Origin of the sequence: Streptomyces litchfieldiae, from assembly GCF_031845365.1 — a bacterium.
GTDB classification, from domain to species: Bacteria; Actinomycetota; Actinomycetes; order Streptomycetales; family Streptomycetaceae; genus Streptomyces; species Streptomyces litchfieldiae.
This window is the reverse complement of the sequence record NZ_JAVREL010000030.1, coordinates 17,128-37,574: the sequence shown is the minus strand read 5'-3', so window position 1 is coordinate 37,574 and position 20,447 is coordinate 17,128. Positions and strand designations below refer to the sequence as shown.

15 protein-coding genes and 1 pseudogene are annotated in these 20,447 nt (G+C 73.7%); 8 read left to right on the top strand and 8 right to left on the bottom strand.

The window, feature by feature from the left end; translation table 11 throughout:
• The first annotated feature begins 84 nt into the window (after nt 1-84).
• Together RM590_RS32780 and RM590_RS32775 are read left to right on the top strand one after the other, a co-directional pair.
• The gene (locus tag RM590_RS32780) at nt 85-1,074 is read left to right on the top strand and encodes a TAXI family TRAP transporter solute-binding subunit (RefSeq protein ID WP_311708437.1); all 990 of its coding nucleotides are present in this window, start codon (nt 85-87) and stop codon (nt 1,072-1,074) included.
• 79 nt (nt 1,075-1,153) lie between these two features.
• Nucleotides 1,154-4,201: an alpha-mannosidase gene (locus RM590_RS32775; protein ID WP_311708436.1), complete on the top strand. Its 3,048-nt coding sequence runs from the start codon at nt 1,154-1,156 to the stop codon at nt 4,199-4,201.
• On the opposite strand, the gene RM590_RS32770 is transcribed toward RM590_RS32775, so the two are convergent.
• Both RM590_RS32770 and RM590_RS32765 read right to left on the bottom strand, forming a co-directional pair.
• A complete protein-coding gene (locus RM590_RS32770) occupies nt 4,164-5,615 on the bottom strand; it encodes a sensor histidine kinase (protein ID WP_311708435.1) in 1,452 nt (483 codons plus the stop codon). The two genes, RM590_RS32775 and RM590_RS32770, sit on opposite strands and share 38 nt — an antisense overlap.
• Nucleotides 5,616-5,636: 21 nt before the next feature.
• On the bottom strand, nt 5,637-6,323 hold the full coding sequence (locus RM590_RS32765; protein WP_311708434.1) for a response regulator transcription factor: 687 nt from the start codon (nt 6,321-6,323) through the stop codon (nt 5,637-5,639).
• A gap of 236 nt (nt 6,324-6,559) precedes the next feature.
• Here RM590_RS32765 and RM590_RS32760 point away from each other — a divergent pair, with 236 nt between their 5' ends.
• The 5 genes from RM590_RS32760 to RM590_RS32740 all read left to right on the top strand — a co-directional run bounded on the left by RM590_RS32760 (nt 6,560) and on the right by RM590_RS32740 (nt 11,580).
• Nucleotides 6,560-7,345, top strand: a complete 786-nt coding sequence (locus RM590_RS32760; RefSeq protein ID WP_311708433.1) for an amino acid ABC transporter ATP-binding protein — start codon at nt 6,560-6,562, stop codon at nt 7,343-7,345.
• 66 nt (nt 7,346-7,411) lie between these two features.
• Entirely contained in the window at nt 7,412-8,245 is an 834-nt protein-coding gene (locus RM590_RS32755) for a glutamate ABC transporter substrate-binding protein (RefSeq protein WP_311708432.1), read from the top strand.
• 87 nt (nt 8,246-8,332) lie between these two features.
• Nucleotides 8,333-9,007 carry an amino acid ABC transporter permease gene (locus RM590_RS32750; protein WP_311708431.1) on the top strand — a complete coding sequence of 225 codons (675 nt, stop codon included), beginning with the start codon at nt 8,333-8,335 and terminating at the stop codon, nt 9,005-9,007.
• Entirely contained in the window at nt 9,004-9,939 is a 936-nt protein-coding gene (locus RM590_RS32745) for an amino acid ABC transporter permease (protein ID WP_311708430.1), read from the top strand. The genes RM590_RS32750 and RM590_RS32745 overlap by 4 nt, the downstream gene beginning before the upstream one ends.
• Before the next feature lie 63 nt (nt 9,940-10,002).
• Nucleotides 10,003-11,580 (top strand): FAD-dependent monooxygenase, encoded by a 1,578-nt coding sequence (locus RM590_RS32740; protein WP_311708429.1) that lies wholly within the window; start codon nt 10,003-10,005, stop codon nt 11,578-11,580.
• Here the strand turns inward: RM590_RS32740 and recX are convergent.
• The 6 genes and pseudogenes from recX to RM590_RS32710 all read right to left on the bottom strand — a co-directional run.
• Nucleotides 11,577-12,308: pseudogene (gene recX, locus RM590_RS32735) on the bottom strand (recombination regulator RecX); the annotation flags it as partial. The gene RM590_RS32740 and the pseudogene recX sit on opposite strands and share 4 nt — an antisense overlap.
• Entirely contained in the window at nt 12,218-13,354 is a 1,137-nt protein-coding gene (recA, locus tag RM590_RS32730; protein WP_311708428.1) for a recombinase RecA, read from the bottom strand. The gene recA and the pseudogene recX, both read right to left, overlap by 91 nt.
• A gap of 160 nt (nt 13,355-13,514) precedes the next feature.
• Nucleotides 13,515-13,709 (bottom strand): DUF3046 domain-containing protein, encoded by a 195-nt coding sequence (locus tag RM590_RS32725; RefSeq protein ID WP_311708427.1) that lies wholly within the window; start codon nt 13,707-13,709, stop codon nt 13,515-13,517.
• 35 nt (nt 13,710-13,744) lie between these two features.
• Nucleotides 13,745-14,053: an AzlD domain-containing protein gene (locus RM590_RS32720; RefSeq protein WP_311708461.1), complete on the bottom strand. Its 309-nt coding sequence runs from the start codon at nt 14,051-14,053 to the stop codon at nt 13,745-13,747.
• Nucleotides 14,050-14,739, bottom strand: coding sequence for an AzlC family ABC transporter permease (locus tag RM590_RS32715; protein ID WP_311708426.1), 690 nt, complete (start codon nt 14,737-14,739; stop codon nt 14,050-14,052). Before RM590_RS32715 ends, RM590_RS32720 begins: the two co-directional genes overlap by 4 nt.
• A 42-nt stretch (nt 14,740-14,781) precedes the next feature.
• Entirely contained in the window at nt 14,782-15,645 is an 864-nt protein-coding gene (locus RM590_RS32710) for an AraC family transcriptional regulator (protein ID WP_394814019.1), read from the bottom strand.
• A 71-nt stretch (nt 15,646-15,716) separates the two neighbouring features.
• Here RM590_RS32710 and RM590_RS32705 point away from each other — a divergent pair, with 71 nt between their 5' ends.
• Complete coding sequence (locus RM590_RS32705; RefSeq protein WP_311708425.1) at nt 15,717-20,423, top strand: Lhr family helicase; 4,707 nt, start codon at nt 15,717-15,719, stop codon at nt 20,421-20,423.
• The last annotated feature ends 24 nt before the right edge of the window (nt 20,424-20,447 follow it).

Below are 20,447 nucleotides of genomic sequence, written 5' to 3'. Positions count from 1 at the left end.
AGAGCTCAATCCATTCGACTTCCAAGACCGGATACGCAGGTCCCCAAGTCTACGTTCCGCTGATAGCTTGCTCGGGTGCTCTCGGTGCGTTCCCTCCGGCGGCCCTCCGTGCCGGTCCTGCTGGGCCTGGCCGTCGCGCTGGCGGTGCTGGCCGGGCTGCTGTGGCGGCCGGTCCTGGGGAGCGACGACCGGCCCTCCGGCTCGGTGACGCTGAGCACCGGGGTGACCACCGGTGTCTACGCGCGCTACGGGCAGTTGCTGCGCGTCCAGCTCGCGCGCGACGCCCCCGGCCTGGACATGACGCTGACGCCGAGCGCCGGTTCCGTGGAGAACATCCGGCGGCTGATCTCGGGCGAGGCCGACTTCGCCATCGCCACCGCGGACTCGATCGCGGCCTATCAGGCGGGGGGCGGCGAGGGCGCCGAGCGGCTGCGGGCCTGCGCCCGGCTCTACGACGACTACATGCAGCTCGTGGTCCCGGCGGACTCGCCGGTGCGCACGACCGAGGACCTGGCCGGGCTGCGGGTGGGCGTCGGCCAGGACCAGTCCGGGGTGCAGCTCGTGACGCGGGAGCTGCTGGCGGCGGCCGGACTGGACATGGACGCGGACATCGAGGCCGTCCGCGAGGGCATCAACGACATGCCCCGGATGCTGGAGGCGGGCCGGGTCGACGCGTTCTTCTGGTCCGGCGGGCTGCCCACCTCGGCCGTGACGCGGCTGGCCGGGCGGCTGGACATCCGTCTGGTGCCGCTGGGCGATCTGCTGCCCGCGCTCGGCGGGCGGGGGCCGCACACCGACTTCTACCGGGCGGCCGTGATGCCGCCCGACGCGTACCCGGACATCGCGGGGTCCGAGGTGGTCGACACCATCGCCGTGGCCAATCTGCTGGTGACGACCGAGGACACGGACGCGGAGCTCACCGAGCAGATCACCCGCTCCGTGATCAACGGCCGGGACCGGATCGGGCAGGAGGTGCACGCGGCACAGCGGGTGGACCTGCGGACCGCGATCTACACCCAGCCGCTCGAACTGCACCGGGGAGCCCGCGACTACTACCGGTCGGTCAAGTCCTGAACAGCGCCACCCCGTCTTCCCTTCGACGCCTCTGACATCACGCACGCCACGACAACGCGACGACAACGGAGTCAACGCCATGCATGACGACCGAAGCCTCCTCGAAGACCGCCTGCACCGGGTTCTGACCGAACGCGTCCGGCCCGCCGTCCACCGCGACGCCGTGCCGCTGACCGTCGAGCGCTGGGACGCGCCGGGCGAGCCGGTCCCGGTGGCCGAGGGCCTGGCCGCGCCGTACGGCCCGGCCGCTGCGGGCGAGGCCTGGGGCCCGGCCTGGGGCACCACCTGGTTCCGGGTCACCGGGCGGGTGCCGGCGGACTGGGCGGGGCGGACGGTCGAGGCCGTCCTCGACCTCGGATTCGACCGGCTGATGCCCGGCTTCCAGTGCGAGGGCCTGGTGTACCGGCGCGACGGCGGGGCCGTGAAGGGCCTGCACCCCTACAACGACTGGGTGCGGATCGCGGACGCCGCGGCGGGCGGCGAGGAGGTGGAGCTGTATGTCGAGGCGGCGGCCAACCCGGTGCTCAACGAGCCCCGGCCGAGTTGGCGGGGCGACCGGCTGACGGCCGGCGACGAGCCGCTGTACCGCGTGGCGCGGATGGACCTGGCCGTCTTCGAGCCGCAGGTGTGGGAGCTGGTGCAGGACCTGGACGTCGCCGGCGGGCTGATGAAGGAGCTTTCGCCGGACGACGCCCGGCGCTGGACGCTGCTGCGGGCGATCGAGGGCGCGCTGGACGCACTGGACCTGGCCGACATCGCGGGCACGGCGCCGGCCGCCCGCGGGCGCCTGGTGGGGGTGCTCGCCTCCCCGGCGCACGCCTCGGCGCACCGGCTCAGCGCGGTGGGCCACGCGCACATCGACTCGGCCTGGCTGTGGCCGCTGCGCGAGACCGTGCGGAAGGTGGCGCGCACCACGGCGAACGTGGTGGCGCTGATGGACGACCACCCGGAGTTCGTGTTCGCCATGTCGCAGGCTCAGCAACTCGCGTGGCTGAAGGAGCACCGCCCGGAGGTGTACACGCGGGTGGTGGCGAAGGTGGCGGACGGGACGTTCGTGCCGGTGGGCGGCATGTGGGTGGAGTCCGACACCAACATGGTGGGCGGCGAGGCGATGGCCCGGCAGTTCGTCTACGGGAAGCGGTTCTTCCTGGAGGAGTTCGGCATCGAGACGGACGAGGTGTGGCTGCCGGACTCGTTCGGCTACACGGCCGCCCTTCCCCAGTTGGTGAAGCTGTCCGGCTCGACGTGGTTCCTGACGCAGAAGATCTCCTGGAGCGCCACGAATCCCTTCCCGCACCACACGTTCTGGTGGGAGGGCATCGACGGCACGCGCGTGTTCACCCACTTCCCGCCGGTGGACACCTACAACTCCGATCTGAGCGGCCGGGAGATGGCGCACGCCGCGCGCAACTACCGGGAGAAGGGGCGGGGCACGCGGTCGCTGGTGCCGTTCGGCTGGGGCGACGGCGGGGGCGGCCCCACCCGGGAGATGCTGGCCCGCGCGGCGCGGCTGCGGGATCTGGAGGGCTCGCCCCGGGTGGAGATCGAGCGGCCGTCGGCGTTCTTCGCCAAGGCGCACGCCGAGTACCCCGACGCCCCGGTGTGGGTGGGCGAGCTGTATCTGGAACTGCACCGGGGCACCTACACCTCGCAGGCCAAGACCAAGCAGGGCAACCGGCAGAGCGAGTCGCTGCTGCGCGAGGCCGAGCTGTGGGCGGCGACGGCGGCCCTGCGGGTGCCGGGCTACGCCTATCCGTACGCGGATCTGGAGCGGATCTGGAAGACGGTGCTGCTGCACCAGTTCCACGACATCCTGCCCGGGTCGTCCATCGCGTGGGTGCACCGGGAGGCACGGGAGACCTATGCCCGGCTGCGCTCGGAGCTGCTGGCGATGATCGATGCGGCGCAGCGGGCGCTGGCCGGGGACGGGCCGGGCACGGTGGTGTTCAACGCGGCGCCGCACGCGCGCGGGGGCGTGCCGGGCGGTGGCGCGCGCCCGCGCGAGGGCGGCCCGGAGGCGCTTCCGGTGACGGTGACGCCCCGCGAGGGCGGCGGGTTCACGCTGGACAACGGGCTGCTGCGGGTCGGCGTCGACGGCCGGGGCCTGGTGGTCTCGGCGGTGGACCTGGCCGGCGGCCGGGAGGCGATCGCCCCGGGCCGGGCGGGGAACCTGCTCCAGTTGCACGCCGATCTGCCCAACCACTGGGACGCCTGGGACATCGACGAGTTCTACCGGAACGGCGTCAGTGACCTGACCGAGGCCGACTCGGTGGCACTGGCCGAGTCCGGCGGCGCGGACGCGACGGTGGAGGTGACCCGTTCGTTCGGCGCCTCCCGGGTGGTGCAGCGGCTGACGCTGCGGCCCGGGGCCCGCGTCCTGGAGGTGGAGACCGACATCGACTGGCGGGAGCGGGAGAAGATCCTCAAGGCCGCCTTCCCGCTGGACGTCAAGGCCGACCGGTCCGCCGCGGAGACCCAGTTCGGGCACGTGTTCCGGCCGACGCACACGAACACCTCGTGGGAGGCCGCTAAGTTCGAGATCTGCGCGCACCGCTGGATCCATGTCGAGGAGCCGGGCTGGGGCGCGGCCGTGGTCAACGACTCGACGTACGGCCACGACGTGACGCGCGAGGTGCGGCCCGACGGCGGCCAGACCACGACCGTGCGGCTGTCGCTGCTGCGGGCCCCGCGGTACCCGGATCCGGAGACGGACCAGGGCACGCACCGGCTGCGGTACGCGCTGGCGCCGGGGGCGACGCTCGCCGACGCGGTCGCCGAGGGCCACTGGATCAACCTGCCAGAGCGGTCCGTGCCGGGCTCGGCCGCCGTGGAGCCGCTGGTGACCGTGGTGGACGACGGCGGCCGGATCGTCGTGGAGACGGTGAAGCTGGCCGACGACCGCGGCGGCGACGTGGTGGTCCGCCTCTACGAGTCGGCCGGCGGGCGGGCCGCCGGCCGGCTGGTGACCGGCTTCCCGCTGGCCTCGGCGACGGTCACCGACCTGCTGGAACGCCCGCTCGGCGAGAGCCCGGACCGCCCGGTCGCGGCGGACGGCGGCGTGGAGCTGGCGCTGCGGCCGTTCGAGATCGTCACTCTTCGCCTGCGGCCGGCTGCCGCTGCGGACTGAGCGCGTCCGGCCCGTCCTCCTCGGGCGCGTGGCGGGGCAGGGTGACGGACACCTTGAGGCCGTGCGGCTCGTTGCGGGCGTAGGCGATCGTGCCGCCCTGGGCGGCGAGCAGGGCGGCGACGATGGACAGGCCGAGGCCGGACCCGGAGACGTTCTGGTGCCGGCCACTGCGCCAGAAGCGGTCGCCGATCCGTTCCAGCTCGGCCTCGTCCAGCCCCGGGCCGTCGTCGGCCGTCTCGACGGTGACGGTGTCGCGGCCCGGGGTGACGGTGACGCGGACCCCGCCCCCCGCGGGGGTGAACTTCAGCGCGTTGTCGACGATCGCGTCCAGCGCGCTGGAGAAGCCGATCGGGTCGGCCCAGCCGGTGACGGCCGCGGGCCCGGCCAGGCGCAGCGCCACGTCGCGCTCGTCGGCCAGCGGCCGCCAGGCGTCGACCCGTTCCGCGACGAGCGCGGCCACGTCCGTGATCCGGGGGTCGGCGGCGCTGCCCTCGGCGAGCGCGAGGTCGAGCAGGCCGTCCAGCACGCGGGCCAGCCGCTTGCCCTCGGCCCGGACCGAGGCGACCTCCTCGTTCCCCTCGGGCAGCTCCAGGCCGAGCAGGTCGATGCGCAGCAGCAGCGCGGACAGCGGGTTGCGAAGCTGGTGGGAGGCGTCGGCGACGAAGGCGCGCTGGCGTTCCAGGACCTCCTCGACGTTGTCAGCCATCTCGTTGAACGACCGTGCCAGTCGGCGCAGTTCGGGCGGGCCGCCGGCCTCGGCGACCCGGGCGGTGAGGCTGCCGGTGGCGATCTGGTGCGTGGCCTTGTCGAGCACCCGGACCGGGCGCAGCAACCAGCCGGTGAGCCGCACGGCGGCGGCGACGGCCAGCAGCATGGCGCCCGCCTCGCCGGCCGCGATGCCCAGCCAGCCGCGCAGGATGCGGGAGCGCAGCGGGCCGGTCGGGGAGTCGATGACGACCACGGCGATCACGTCGCCGTCGCGGATGACGGGTGAGGCGACGACGAGCCGCCGGTCCAGGTTCCAGGGCCACACCTGGGACGGGCCCTGGCTGCGGCGGCCGGCCAGCGCCTCGGTGAACTCCTCGCCGGTGGCCCCGCCGGGCACCCGCCAGCCCGCGGGGGCCGCGGCCATCGGCCGGCCGTCGCGCTGGAAGACGCCGGCCCGGATTCCGTAGACCTCGTGGTAGGCGGCCAGTTCGTCGCCGAGGGTGGACAGCCGCGGGCCATCGGTGCCGGTGGCGGCGGCGTCCGCGACGAACTGGGTCAGCGACGCGAAGCGCGCGGTGTCGTCGATGCGGTCGACGACGACGCGCTGCTGTTCGCTGCGGGCCTGGCTGGTGGCCAGCGGGACGCCGAGGGCCAGCAGCACACCGGCCAGCAGCACGATGAGCAGGGGAAGGAGGCGGGAGCGCATGGTGCCGGGACCGACGCGGGCTCAGGCGGCCGGCAGGGCCAGCCGGTAGCCGACGCCCCGCACGGTCTCGACGAGCTCCGGGCGGCGCAGCTTGGCCCGGAGTGAGGCGATGTGCACCTCCAGGGTGCGGCCGGTGCCCTCCCAGCTCGTCCGCCACACGTCGCTGATGATCTGCTCCCGGCGGAACACCACGCCCGGGCGCTGGGCCAGCAGCGCCAGCAGGTCGAACTCCTTGCGGGTGAGGGCGATCCGGTGGCCGTCCACGGACACCTGCCGGGTGGCCAGCTCGACGGTGATCGGCCCCAGGGCCAGCACCCCCTCCGGCTCCTCGGCGTCGCCCGCCTCCTCCGGTCCGGTGCGCCGGCTGACGGCGTGGATGCGGGCGAGCAGTTCGCCCGTGTCATAGGGCTTGACGATGTAGTCGTCCGCCCCGAGGTTGAGGCCATGGATGCGGGAACGCACATCGGCGCGGGCCGTCACCATGATCACGGGTACGGAGCTGATCCGCCGGATCCGGCCGCAGACCTCGAAGCCGTCGACGTCCGGCAGCCCGAGGTCGAGCAGCACGACGCCGAAGGCCCGGTCGTGCAGCAGCGTGATCGCTTCCTCACCGCCGCGGGCCCGGACGACGTCGAAGCCGTGCTTGCCGAGCACGGCGACGAGGGCGGCGGCGACATGCTCGTCGTCCTCGACAAGAAGCAGTCTCATACCCGCCCTCCTTTCCAGCTATCCGAGCATCCACCCCGATGGGACCCCCGCGAGTCAAGGGCCGCCGGTGGAGCTGAACGCTTCCGTTATGCGGCATATACAGCGGGCAACGTCCGGTGACACGCCGCAATCGAGGGCGACCGGATCGTTATGCTCAATTTCCGCTCAGATCTGATGACGGCCTGTTTACCGCTGGCTAGGGTCCACGCAACCGACGAGGACGGAGCTACATCACGATGAGCGATGCACCGCTGACCAAGGACGCCGCCGACGCGGCGCCCACGGCGGATGATCTTGTCGTTCTGGACAGCGTGAACAAGCACTTCGGCGCGCTGCACGTGCTCCAGAACATCAATCTGACCGTCAAGCGCGGCGAGGTTGTCGTTGTCATCGGTCCCTCGGGGTCCGGCAAGTCCACCCTGTGCCGGGCGATCAACCGCCTGGAGACGATCGACGACGGCGTCATCACCATCGACGGCAGTCCGCTGCCCGAGGAGGGGCGGGAGCTGGCCCGGCTGCGCGCCGACGTGGGCATGGTCTTCCAGTCGTTCAATCTCTTCGCGCACAAGACCGTGCTGCAGAACGTCATGCTCGGCCCCATCAAGGTGCGCCGCAAGGACAAGGCCGAGGCCGAGACCAGGGCGCGCGCGCTGCTGGACCGGGTCGGCGTGGGCAGCCAGGCCGACAAGTACCCGGCGCAGCTCTCCGGCGGCCAGCAGCAGCGAGTGGCGATCGCCCGCGCGCTGGCGATGGAGCCCAAGGTGATGCTCTTCGACGAGCCGACCTCCGCTCTGGACCCGGAGATGATCAACGAGGTCCTGGAGGTCATGCAGCAGCTCGCCCGTGAGGGGATGACCATGATCGTCGTCACTCACGAGATGGGCTTCGCGCGCTCGGCGGCGAACCGCGTGGTGTTCATGGCCGACGGCCGGATCGTCGAAGAGGCCGATCCCCACCAGTTCTTCGACAACCCGCGCAGCGACCGGGCCAAGGACTTCCTGTCCAAGATCCTCCAGCACTGAGCGCGGCCGTCGCCCCCGCTCGCCCACACGACTTCCGGAATACAAGCAAACAAGGGGAAGCCCACCATGAGACTCCGCAAGGCAAGCGCGTTCACCGCCGCCGTCATCACCCTCTCCCTCGCCGCGACGGCCTGTGGCGGTGGCGATGACGAGGGTGACGGCGACAACGCCGACGGCATCACCATCGGCATCAAGTTCGACCAGCCGGGCCTCGGGCTGCGGGACGGGAACAACGAGTACTCCGGTTTCGACGTGGACGTGGCCACCTACATCGCGGGCGAGCTCGGCTACGAGCCCGACCAGATCACCTGGCGCGAGGCCCCGAGCCCGGACCGCGAGAACCTGCTGCGCCGCGGCGATGTGGACATGATCGTCGCCACCTACTCGATCAACGAGGAGCGCGAGGAGCAGGTCGACTTCGCCGGCCCGTACTTCCTGGCGCACCAGGACCTGCTGGTCCGCGCCGACTACGAGGTGCCGGACGTCGAGGCCATCAACGACATGACCCTGTGCTCGGTCGTCGGCTCCACCTCCGCGCAGAACGTGCAGGAGGACTTCGCCCCGAACGCCCGGCTCCAGGAGTTCCCCACCTACTCCGAGTGCCTCAACGGCCTGGAGGGCGGCGCGATCGACGCCCTGACCACGGATGACTCGATCCTCGCGGGCTACGCGGCGCAGGAGGAGCACCAGGACAAGTTCAAGCTGGCCGAGCTCGACCTGAGCGACGAGTACTACGGCGTGGGTCTGCCCAAGGACTCCGACCGGCTGGAGGACGTGAACGCCGCGATCGAGCAGATGGTCGAGGACGGCTCCTGGGCGCAGGCCGTCGAGGACAACTTCGGCCCGGCCGGCTACGAGGCGGAGGACGCCCCCGAGATCGGTGCCCGCCCGACCGACTGACGGCTTCGGTGGCGCGCCGCCGCACCGGCGGCGCGCCACGTTCCACACGCGTCCTCACGCGTCCTCTGACCGAGACTGCGAGATACCGTGTTCGACTTTCTAGACCTCGAAGAGTACGACCTGTTCGGGGCGTTCTGGATGACGGTGCAGCTCACCGTCGTCTCGGGGATCGGTTCGCTGATCCTCGGCACCATCCTGGCCGCGATGCGCGTCAGTCCGGTCCCCGTCATGCGGGCGTTCGGCACCTTCTACGTGCACATCGTCCGGAACATCCCACTCACCATCGTGATCGCGGGCTGCTCGCAAGTCCTCGCCATCGAGCTGAGGGTGACGCTGGGCGCCGATATCGCCACCGACTCCCTCAACTTCCGGATGGCGGTCCTCGGACTGGTCGCGTACACCTCGACGTTCGTCTGTGAGGCGATCCGCTCCGGCATCAACACGGTCCCGGTGGGCCAGGCGGAGGCGGCCCGCGCGCTCGGGCTCAGCTTCCGCCAAGTGCTGATCCTGGTGGTCCTGCCGCAGGCGTTCCGCTCCGTGATCGGCCCGCTGACGAACGTCCTCATCGCGCTGACCAAGAACACCACGGTGGCCGCGGCCATCGGCGTCGCCGAGGCGGCCTACCTGATGGCGGAGATGATCGAGACGGAGGCCCAACTGATCCCGATCGCCATCCTCTTCGCCTGCGGCTTCATCATCTTGACCCTGCCGACCGGGCTGCTGCTCGGCCGGCTCGCCAAGCGCCTGGCGGTGAAGCGATGAGCGATCTGTCCGTTCTCTACGACGCCCCCGGACCACGCGCCCGGCGGCGGAACCGGCTCTACACCGCGCTGTTCCTGGTGGTGCTCGGCCTGATCGCCTGGTGGGTGCTGGCGACCCTGGAAACGAACGACGAGCTGGTCTGGGCCAACTGGGAGCCGCTCTTCACCGAGTCCCAGGTGTGGACGACGTTCCTGCTGCCCGGCCTCCAGGACACCATGATCGCCGCGTCGCTCTCCATGGCGATCGCGCTGCCGCTGGGCGCGCTGCTCGGCATCGGGCGGCTCTCGGACCACCGCTGGGTCCGGGTCCCCTGCGCCACGGTCGTGGAGTTCTTCCGGGCCATTCCGGTGCTGCTGCTGATGCTGTTCGCCAACGAGGCGTACTTCCAGTGGTCCAACGTCGACAGCGAGACCCGCCCGCTCTACGCCGTGGTGACCGGCCTGGTGCTGTACAACGCGTCGGTGCTGGCCGAGGTGGTGCGCGCCGGGGTGCTCTCGTTGCCCCGGGGGCAGTCGGACGCGGCCCAGGCGATCGGCATGCGCAAGGGTCAGATCATGACCAACGTGCTGCTGCCCCAGGCCGTGACCGCGATGCTGCCGGCGATCGTCAGCCAGCTCGTGGTGATCGTCAAGGACACCGCGCTCGGCGGCCAGGTCCTCGGCTTCACCGAACTGCGGTCCGCTATCAACGACCTCGACAACAACTACTCGAGCCTGCTCGCCGCCTTCACGGTCGTCACCATCATCTACATCGTGGTGAACTTCCTGCTCACGAGTTTCGCGAGCTGGCTGGAGATGCGCCTGCGCCGGGGCAAGCGCAGCACGGGCACGGTGCTGTCGACCGACATGACCGACGAGATGGCCATGGCCGGGGATGTGCCCGGACAACGCCCCGGCGGCGTGGACGACGCGGCGGTGAAACGGGACGGGTAGCCGAACCGGCCGTACAAGAGGCCGACTTGACGCCCGATCATCCGCTGCCGTTTGCTACGTCCTGTGCTGCCCGTGATCATTGCCGGCGCGGGCCCCGTGGGGCTCGCGCTGGCTCTCGCCCTGGCCGGGCACGGCGTCCCGACCGTCGTTCTCGACGGCGCCGAGGGGCCGCCACCCACGCGCCTCGCCCGCACGTGTGTCGTTCCGCACGACCTCGCGCACTGGGCCCGGGCGGCGGGCGGCGACGCGGCGGCCCCGGCCTGGGCCGCCTGGCGCGTCACCCACCGGGGCCGGACGGTGCTGCGGCACGAGCACACGCCGGACACGGCGCCGCGGCATCTCCCGCAGCACGCGCTGGAGCACGCGTTGCGGGAGGCCGCCACCCGGGAGGGGCTGATCCGGATCGCCCGGCGGCACCGGCTCACCGATCTGGAACAGCGCGGCCCCGAGGTCATCGCGCACTCGATGGCGAACGGCCCGGAGGGGCGGCCGGGCGTGGTGCGGCAGTGGCGCGGCAGCCATCTCGTCGGCTGCGACGGCCCCCGGTCCACGGTGCGCAAGCTGCTCGCCATCCCCTTCCCCGGCCGCACCGGGGTGGAACGGCTCGCCGTGGCCACGCTCCGCGCCGAACTGCCCTGGCCGGACGAGGCCGGGCTGCACCGCGGGCTGCCGGCCGGCGAGGTCACCGCCCGGCCGCTGGCCGACGGGCTGTGGCGGCTGGACTGGCCGCTGCCCCCGGACGGCGGCCTGGTCACCCCCGACTCCCTGCTGGCGCGGGTGCACGCGACGCTGGCCGCCTGGCACGACGGCGAGGTGCCTGCCTACGAGCTGCTGGACACCGGGGTGCATGTCTGCCATCAGCGGCTGGCCCGGGGCTGGCGATCCGGCCGGGTCTTCCTGGCCGGGGACGCGGCGCACCTGCTCGGCGCGCTCGGCACCCAGCAGGTCGCCGAGGGGCTGCGCGACGTGGACAACCTCGCCTGGAAGCTGGCCATCGCCTGCCACGACCGGGACGCCGAGACGCTGCTGGACAGCTACGAGGCGGAGCGGCGCGCCGCCGTCGGCACCCGGCTGCGCGCCGTCGACCAGGCACTGCCGCTGGTGCGCGGCCGGGGCGGGCTGGGCGCGCGGCTCACCGGCCGGGGCCGGGGGCGGCTGGCGCTGCTGACGGACAGCCATCTGGGCCTGGGCACGCTGGGCGCCCCCGCCCGGTACGCGGCGTCTCCCCTCGCGCCGACGCTCCGGACGGCCAGGAGCACGGCCACCCCGGTGGGCGCGCCGGTCGTGGATGTGCCGGTGATCACCCTGGCGGGAGAGCGGGAGCGGCTGCGGGACCGGCTGGGCGGCCCGCTGCTGCTGGTGCTGACGGCCCCGGGCGCCCGGGTATGGGACGCCAAGCACTGGCTGTCGGCCGGGCTCATGCCCGAACTGGCCGCCGCCGCCGACACGTTGCCGCTGTCCGCGGAACTGCTGGTCACCGAGGAATACCCCGGCGCCGGACCGCACACCCTGCTGCTGGTCCGCCCCGACGGCCACCTGGCCGCCGCCCTGCCCGGCGCCGACCTGGCGGCCCTGCGGGCCTGCGCGGCGGCACTGCGCGGCAAGATCCCCGCCGGGGCCGACCCCGGCAGTGACCGTTAGGGCGTCTCGTCGAAGAACGCCCCGGCCGGGTCGTCTCCGCCGGGGAACGCGTCCTCGGCCTCCCGAGCCTCCGCGGCCTCGGCGTCCAGAGCCGCCCGGATCACCCGCAGCGCCAGCTCCTCCGCGTACCCCCGGCGGGCCAGCATGGCGGCCAGCCGCCGCATCCGCTTCTCCCGGGGGAGGCCCCTGGTGGAGCGCAGCTTCCGCACCACCAGGGCCCGGGCGGTCTCCGCCTCCCGCTCCGGGTCGAGCTGCGCGACGGCCTGGTCGACGACGGCCGGTGCCACACCCTTGGTGCGCAACTCGCGGGCCAGCGCGCGGCCGGCCAGGCCCCGGCCGTGGTGCCGGGACTCCACCCAGGCGTAGGCGAACGCCGCGTCGTCGATGAGCCCGACCTCCTCGAAGCGGCTCAGCACCGTGGCGATCGCGGACTCCGGGATGTCCCGCCCGCGCAGAGCCGTCTCCAGCTCGCCGCGGGTGCGCGGGGTCCCGGTGAGCAGGCGCAGGCAGACCGCCCGCGCCCGCTCGGCCGGATCCCGGGGAATGCGCGGTGGCCTTTCACCGGCCCTCGACGAGGAAAGACCACCGCTGCTCTCGGGCGCCGCGGGCTCGGGCCACTCGCTGCGTCGCGTCACCGTCAGCTCTTGGCGGCCGCCGCGGGCTTGGCGGCCCGGGACGCCTTGGCGGGAGCGGCGACGGCGACGGCCGGAGCCCCGGCGGCCGCGTCCTTGCCCGGCTCACCCGCGGGGGCGTCTCCCCCCTGCGGGGGAACGTCCGCCTTGGGCCCGATGCCCAGCTTCTCCTTGATCTTCTTCTCGATCTCGTTGGCCAGGTCCGGGTTGTCCCGGAGGAAGTTCCGCGCGTTCTCCTTGCCCTGGCCGAGCTGGTCGCCCTCGTAGGTGTACCAGGCACCGGACTTGCGGATGAACCCGTTCTCCACGCCCATGTCGATCAGCCCGCCCTCACGGCTGATGCCGATGCCGTAGAGGATGTCGAACTCGGCCTGCTTGAAGGGCGGCGCCACCTTGTTCTTGACGACCTTGACGCGGGTGCGGTTGCCCACGGCGTCGGTGCCGTCCTTGAGGGTCTCGATGCGGCGGATGTCCAGCCGCACCGAGGCGTAGAACTTCAGCGCCCGGCCGCCCGTCGTCGTCTCCGGCGAGCCGAACATCACGCCGACCTTCTCACGAAGCTGGTTGATGAAGATGGCCGTGGTCTTGGACTGGTTGAGCGCGCCGGTGATCTTCCGCAGGGCCTGGCTCATCAGCCGCGCCTGGAGGCCGACATGGGAGTCGCCCATCTCGCCCTCGATCTCCGCGCGCGGCACCAGGGCGGCCACGGAGTCGATGACGATCAGGTCCAGGGCGCCGGAGCGGATCAGCATGTCCGTGATCTCCAGCGCCTGCTCGCCGTTGTCCGGCTGGGAGAGGATGAGCTGGTCCACGTCCACGCCGAGCTTCTTGGCGTACTCGGGGTCGAGCGCGTGCTCGGCGTCCACGAACGCGACCGTGCCGCCCGCCCGCTGGGCGTTCGCCACGGCGTGCAGCGTCAGCGTGGTCTTGCCCGAGGACTCCGGGCCGAAGACCTCCACCACGCGTCCGCGCGGCAACCCGCCCACGCCGAGCGCCACATCGAGAGCCGTGGAGCCGGTGGGGATGACCTCGACCGGCTCGTTCGGCCGCTCCCCCAGGCGCATCACGGCGCCCTTCCCGAACTGCCGCTCAATCTGCGCGAGAGCGGCGTCGAGCGCCTTCTCGCGATCCGTACCTGCCATCGGTGCCACCCGGTCCGTCTGATTCGATCGCTTCACACCACGGACGCTAACGCCCGCCACTGACAATCGCTGATTGCCCTCCCATGAGAATGGCTGTTCGATTTTTGTGTCAAGCCATTCCCCGCATTCGGGGCGATCGGAAAACCGCAGGTCAGCGACGTCAGCGCAGGTGCGGGGGCACGTCGGTGGCGGCACAGACCGCCCGCCAGACGTCCTTGGCGTCCCAGCCCTCCTCCAGCGCCTGGTGCACCGTGCGACCGCCCAGCTCGGACATCACATGGTCCCGGGCGAACGAATCCGCGTAGGTGGCACCGAAGTGCTCGGTCATCCGCTCCCAGAAGTCCGTCAGCCGCATGGGCCCCAGTATCCCGTGCCGCGCGGCGTCCCCGGTCAGCCCCCGACCGCCCGCACCCCCGCGGTGACCGCCACCGCGACGGCCACGACCAGCAGGAAGGGCGCGCGCAGCAGCAGGGCGACGCCCGCCGCGGCCAGCCCCGCCGCCCGGGCGTCCAGGACGGGCGCGCCGCCGTCGTCCACGGTCTGGAGGGCGGTGAGGGCGGCCAGCAGGGCGACCGGCAGCAGCGCGGCGAGGCGGCGGACGGCGGGCCGTTCCAGCGCAGCGGCGGGCACGGCCAGGCCGAGGAGCTTCACCAGGTAACAGCCCACGGCGGTGAGCGCGATCGCGGTCCAGGCCGTCATCGGACGACCGCCTCCCCGGCCGACCGGCCGCGGCGCCCCAGCAGCACCAGCGGCGCGGCCAGCGCCGCGGCGAGCACCGGGACCCCGGCGGGCAGCAGCGGCAGGGTGCCGACCGCGATGAGCAGGGCCAGCGCGGCGGTGGCCCTCTCCGCCGTGCCGCGCAGCATGGGCGCGAGCAGGGCGAGGAAGACGGCCGGGCCCGCGGCGTCCAGCCCCCAGGCGTCCGGGTCGCCGAGCGAGCCGGCGCCCAGCGCGCCGAGCAGGGTGGTCAGGTTCCAGCAGAGGTAGAGACTCAGACCGGTGACCGCGAAGCCCAGGCGCGCCCGCCGCCGGTCGGGCTGGGCCAGCGCCACCACCGAGGTCTCGTCGATGACCCAGTGGGCGGCCAGCGGGCGTATCCGCCGGGGCAGCGCCAGCAGCGTGGACAGCCGCAGGCCGTAGAAGCAGTTGCGCACGCCGAGGAAGAACGCGCCGGCCGCGGCGGTGAACGGGCCGCCGCCCGCGGCCAGGGCGCTGACGAGGGCGAACTGCGAGGCGCCGGTGAAGACGAACAGGCTGAGCACACAGGTCTGCGGAACGCTCAGCCCGCCCGACACGGCGGTCACGCCGAAGGCGAACCCGGAGAGCCCGACGGCGACTCCGACGCCGAGCGCGTCCCGCACCGTGTCCCGGCTCGTCCGGTCCACCGGCAACGTACTTTCTGTCGCATTGTTGGTCACACGCGGACGCTATGCGGGTGGATCGGATCGCGTCTTGTACGTTCTTGCACGGTGGGCGGCCCGTTCCCGCTGGTAGGCGCCGGGTGTCACCCCCACGGTCCGGGTGAAGTGCCGGTGCAGATGCGGCTGATCGGTGAAGCCGACCGCCACGGCGGCCTCGGCCGGCCGGACTCCGGCGTCGAGCAGGCCACGGGCGCGGTGGACCCGCGCGTCGGTCAGCCAGGCGTGCGGGGGCAGCCCGTACCGGTCGCGGAACGCGCGCAGCAGGGCGAACGGACTCACCCCCAGGCCGGCGGCGAGCCGTTCCAGCGTGGGCGGGTCGGCCATGCGGTCCTCCAGCACCTCACGGGCGCGCTCCGCCACATGCGCGCCGGCACTGCGTATCTCGCGCTCCGGAAGCGCTCCACCCGCCCGGCGCAGCAGCCGCGCCACGACCACCCGCAGCAGGCTGTCGGCGGCCAGCGCGTTGCCCTCGTCCGCCGCCCGCAGCACCCGCGCGACCAGCCGCACCGCCGCGGGGTCGTGCACGACGGGCGAGGAGAACCCGGCCGCGCCGCGCAGCCCCAGCGTCTCGGCGGCGATGGCGTCCACCAGTCCCGGCGCCGGATAGAGGGCGCCGTACGTCCACCCCTCCGGAACGCCGGCCTGCCCCGTGTGCGGGGTGTCCGGATTGATCAGCGCGAGACCGCCCGCCCCGGCCCGCTCGACGGTGCCTTGGTGGTGGAACGCCTCCACACCCTCCGTGATCCCGGCGATCACGAACGTCTCGTGCGTGTGCCGGATGAACGCGCGCCGCACGTACCGGGCGCGCAACAGGTCCACGTCCGGCAGCGCGGGATGGCGCCAGTGCCGCGCCTGCTCCTTGGGTGCCATCCCGCCATTGTGCGCGCCGCGGCGGGGGGAGGCGGGGCGTCACTGTCAGTGCGCGGGTGCACGATGGGGGCATGGACAAGCCCTCCACCCTCGACCTGTTCTCCGCGGCCACCCGCGCGTGGTTCTCGCGGGCCTTCTCCGCGCCCACGACCGCGCAGGAGGGCGCGTGGCGGGCGATCGCCGAGGAGTCGGACGCGCTGGTCGTGGCCCCGACCGGCTCGGGCAAGACGCTGGCCGCGTTCCTCGCCTCGCTGGACCGGCTCGCGGCCACCCCGCCGCCGGCCGAGGCGCACAAGCGGTGCCGGGTGCTGTACGTCTCCCCGCTGAAGGCGCTGGCCGTCGACATCGAGCGGAATCTCCGCAGTCCGCTCACCGGCATCCGGCAGGAGTCGGTGCGGCTGGGACTGCCCGAGCCGGACATCAGGGTCGGCATCCGCACCGGCGACACCCCGCCCGCCGAGCGGCGCTCGCTGGCCAGGCGCCCGCCGGACATCCTCATCACCACCCCCGAGTCGCTGTTCCTCATGCTGACCTCGGCGTCTCGGGACGCGCTGACCGGCGTGGAGACGGTGATCCTCGACGAGGTGCACGCCGTGGCCGGCACCAAGCGCGGCGCGCACCTGGCGCTGTCGCTGGAGCGGCTGGACGCGCTGCTGCCGCGGCCCGCCCGGCGCATCGGCCTCTCGGCGACGGTGCGGCCGGTGGACGAGGTGGCCCGGTTCCTGTCGCCGCAGCGCAAGGCGAAGATCGTCCAGCCGCCGGCCGACAAGGAGTTCCGCCTCTCCGTGGTGGTGCCGGTGGAGGACATGGGCGAGCTCGGCGGCTCCCCCGTGCCGGACGCCGGGGGCCCGGGGGCGGCGGGCGATGTGCCGTCCATCTGGCCCTCGGTGGAGGAGCGCATCGTCGATCTGGTCCAGGCCCACCGCTCCACCATCGTCTTCGTGAACTCGCGCCGGCTGGCCGAGCGCCTGTGCAACCGGCTCAACGAGATCGCCCACGAGCGCGCCACCGGCGAGCCCCTGCCCGAGGAGCACGGGCCCGCCGCGCTGATGGGCGGCTCGGGCGCGGCCCGCGGCGCCGCGCCCGTGCTGGCCCGGGCGCACCACGGCTCGGTGTCCAAGGAGCAGCGGTCCGCCATCGAGGAGGATCTGAAGGCCGGCCGACTGCCCGCCGTGGTCGCCACCTCCAGCCTGGAGCTCGGCATCGACATGGGCGCGGTCGACCTCGTCGTCCAGGTCGAGTCGCCGCCCTCGGTCGCCTCCGGGCTGCAGCGGGTGGGCCGCGCCGGGCACCAGGTGGGCGCCGTCTCGGCGGGCGTGGTGTTCCCCAAGTACCGGGGAGATCTGGTGCAGTCCGCGGTGGTCACCGAGCGCATGCGCGCCGGGGCGATCGAGAGCCTGCGCGTGCCGGCCAATCCGCTGGACGTCCTGGCCCAGCAGTTGGTGGCCATGACGGCGATGGACACCTGGGACGTCGACGAGTTGCTGGCGCTGGTCCGCCGGGCCGCGCCGTTCGCCGCGCTGCCCGAGTCGGCGTATCACGCGGTGCTCGACATGCTCGCCGGGCGCTATCCGTCCGACGCGTTCGCCGAGTTGCGGCCCCGGCTGGTCTGGGACCGGGTGGCGCACACGGTGACGGGCCGCCCCGGCGCGCAGCGGCTGGCCGTCACCTCGGGCGGCACGATCCCCGACCGGGGCCTGTTCGGGGTCTTCCTGGCCGGGGCGGACCCGCGCAAGGGCGGCGGCCGGGTCGGCGAGCTGGACGAGGAGATGGTCTACGAGTCGCGGGTGGGCGACGTCTTCACGCTGGGCACCACCTCCTGGCGGATCGAGGACATCACCCGCGACCGGGTGCTCGTCACGCCCGCCCCCGGCATCCCCGGCCGGCTGCCGTTCTGGAAGGGCGACCAGCTCGGCCGCCCGCTGGAGCTCGGCCGCGCGCTGGGCGCGTTCCTGCGCGAGATCGGCGGGCTGGCGCCGGAGGCCGCCCGGGAGCGGCTGGCCGCGGCCGGCCTGGACGCCTGGGCCGTGGACAACGTCCTGGCCTATCTCGACGAGCAGCGCCAGGCGTGCGGCCACATCCCGGACGACCGGACGATCGTGGTGGAGCGGTTCCGGGACGAGCTCGGCGACTGGCGCGTGGTGGTGCACTCCCCCTTCGGGGCACAGGTGCACGCACCCTGGGCGCTGGCCCTGGGCGCCCGGCTGAGCGAGCGCTTCGGCCTGGACGCCCAGGTGCTGCACGCGGACGACGGGATCGTGCTGCGGCTGCCGGACGCCGATCTGCTGGCCGCGGAGACCGGGTTCGACGACACCGGCACCGGGCTCGACGCGACCGCGCCGGGCCTCCCACCGGCCTGGCTGGAGGGCACCCCCGCCCAGTCCCCGGTCGGCGCGAGCGACGTGCTGTTCGACAAGAGCGAGGTCGACCAGATCGTCACCGACCAGGTGGGCGGCTCGGCCCTGTTCGCGGCCCGCTTCCGGGAGTGCGCCGCCCGCGCGCTGCTGCTGCCCCGGCGCAGCCCGGGCAAGCGCACCCCGCTGTGGCAGCAGCGCCAGCGCGCACACCAACTGCTTTCGGTGGCCGCCGAGTTCGGCTCGTTCCCCATCGTGCTGGAGGCTGTCCGGGAGTGTCTCCAGGACGTCTTCGACGTGCCGGGGCTGACCGAGCTGATGGCGGACATCGAGGCCCGGCGCGTGCGGCTGGTCGAGGTGACGACCCAGGAGCCCTCGCCGTTCGCCCGCTCGCTCCTCTTCGGCTATGTCGCCCAGTACTTGTACGAGGGCGACTCCCCCCTCGCCGAACGACGCGCCGCCGCCCTGTCGTTGGACTCCCGGCTGCTCGCCGAGCTGCTGGGCCGGGCCGAGTTGCGGGAGCTGCTGGACGCCGGCGTGCTCGCGGAGCTGGAGCGCGAGCTCCAGTGGCTCACCGACGAGCGCCGGGTCAAGGACGCCGAGGGCGTCGCCGATCTGCTGCGCGTGCTTGGCCCGGTCACCGACGCCGAGCTGACCGCGCGCGGCGCCCGGCCGGAGTGGGCGGCCGAGCTGGCCGCCGCCCGGCGCGCGCTGCGCATCCGCATCGCGGGCGAGGAGCACTGGGCCGCGATCGAGGACGCCGGGCGGCTGCGGGACGCCCTGGGCGCCGCGCTGCCGGTGGGCGTGCCCGAGGCGTTCACCGAGCCCCTTCCCGACCCGCTGGGCGACCTGCTCGCGCGCTACGCCCGCACCCACGGCCCGTTCACCTCGGCCCAGGCCGCCGCCCGCTTCGGCCTCGGCACGGCCGTCGCCGACGGCGTGCTGCACCGGCTGGCCGCCGACGGGCGACTGGTGCAGGGCGAGTTCAGGCCGGGCGGCGTGGGCCACGAGTGGTGCGACCCGGCCGTGCTGCGCCGGCTGCGGCGCCGCTCCCTGGCCGCGCTTCGGCAGGAGGTCGAGCCGGTGCCGCCCGCGACCCTGGCCGCGTTCCTGCCCCAGTGGCAGCACGTGGGCGACCCGGGGCGCGGCGGGCTGCGCGGCATCGACGGCCTGGTCCGCGCCGTCGAGCAGCTCCAGGGCGCCCCCGTCCCGGCCTCCGCGCTGGAGCGTCTGGTGCTGCCCTCACGGGTCGCCGGATACGCCCCGCCGCTGCTGGACGAGCTGACGGCCTCCGGGGAGGTGGTCTGGGCCGGCGCCGGGGCGCTCCCGGGCACCGACGGCTGGCTCTCGCTCTACCCGGCCGACGCCGCGCCGCTGCTCCTGCCGCCGCCGCATCCGCTGGAGCTGTCGCCGCTGCACCGGGCCGTGCTGGACGCGCTGTCCGGCGGGTACGGGCTGTTCTTCCGGCAGATCGCCGAGCAGGTCCGGGCCACCGGCCTGGAGACGACGGACGCCGCCCTGGCCGAGGCGGTCTGGGAGCTGGCCTGGTCCGGCCGCCTGACCAACGACACCCTGGGCCCGCTGCGCGCGCTGCTGAGCTCCGGGCGGACGGCCGGCTCGGTGGCGCACCGGGGCCGGCGCGCGACGCCGCGCGGGCGGTATGGCTCGGCCCTGGCCGCGGGCCGCCCGGCCGCGCCGCGGAGCGGCCCGCCGACCGTGGCCGGCCGCTGGTCGCTGCTGCCGGCCCGGGATGAGGACCCCACGCTGCGCGCGCACGCGCTGGCGCGTACCCTGCTCGACCGGCACGGCGTGGTCACGCGCGGCGCCGTCGCCGCGGAGGGCGTCGAGGGCGGCTTCGCCGCGGCCTACCGGGTGCTGGCCGCGTTCGAGGAGAGCGGCCAGGCGCGCCGCGGCTATGTCGTCGAGGGGCTGGGCGCCGCCCAGTTCGCGATGGACGGCGCGGTGGACCGGCTGCGGGCGCTGAACACGGCCGGCGAGCGCGGCGCTCCCGGCCCGGGCTCCGGGGGCCTGGTGCTGGCCGCCGCCGACCCGGCGAACGCCTACGGCGCGGCCCTGCCCTGGCCGGAGCCGCCCACGGCCGGGCGGCCGGGGACGACGGCGCACAAGCCGGGGCGGAAGGCGGGGGCGCTGGTGGTGCTGGTGGACGGCGAGCTCACGCTCTATCTGGAGCGCGGCGGACGGACACTGCTGGGCTGGCCCGCCCGGGAGGCGCCGGAGGGGGACGACTGTGCCCTGCGGATCGGTGTCGAGGCCCTGGCCCGGGCTGCGAGGGATGGCGCGCTGGGGACACTCACGGTGGAGCGGGTGAACGGAGTACCCGCGCTCAGCGACCCGTTCTGGACGGGCCTGCTGGAGGCCGCCAGCTTCCACGCGTCGCCGCGCGGACTGCGCCTGCGGCCCTGAGACGGGGCATGGCCCCGAAGACCG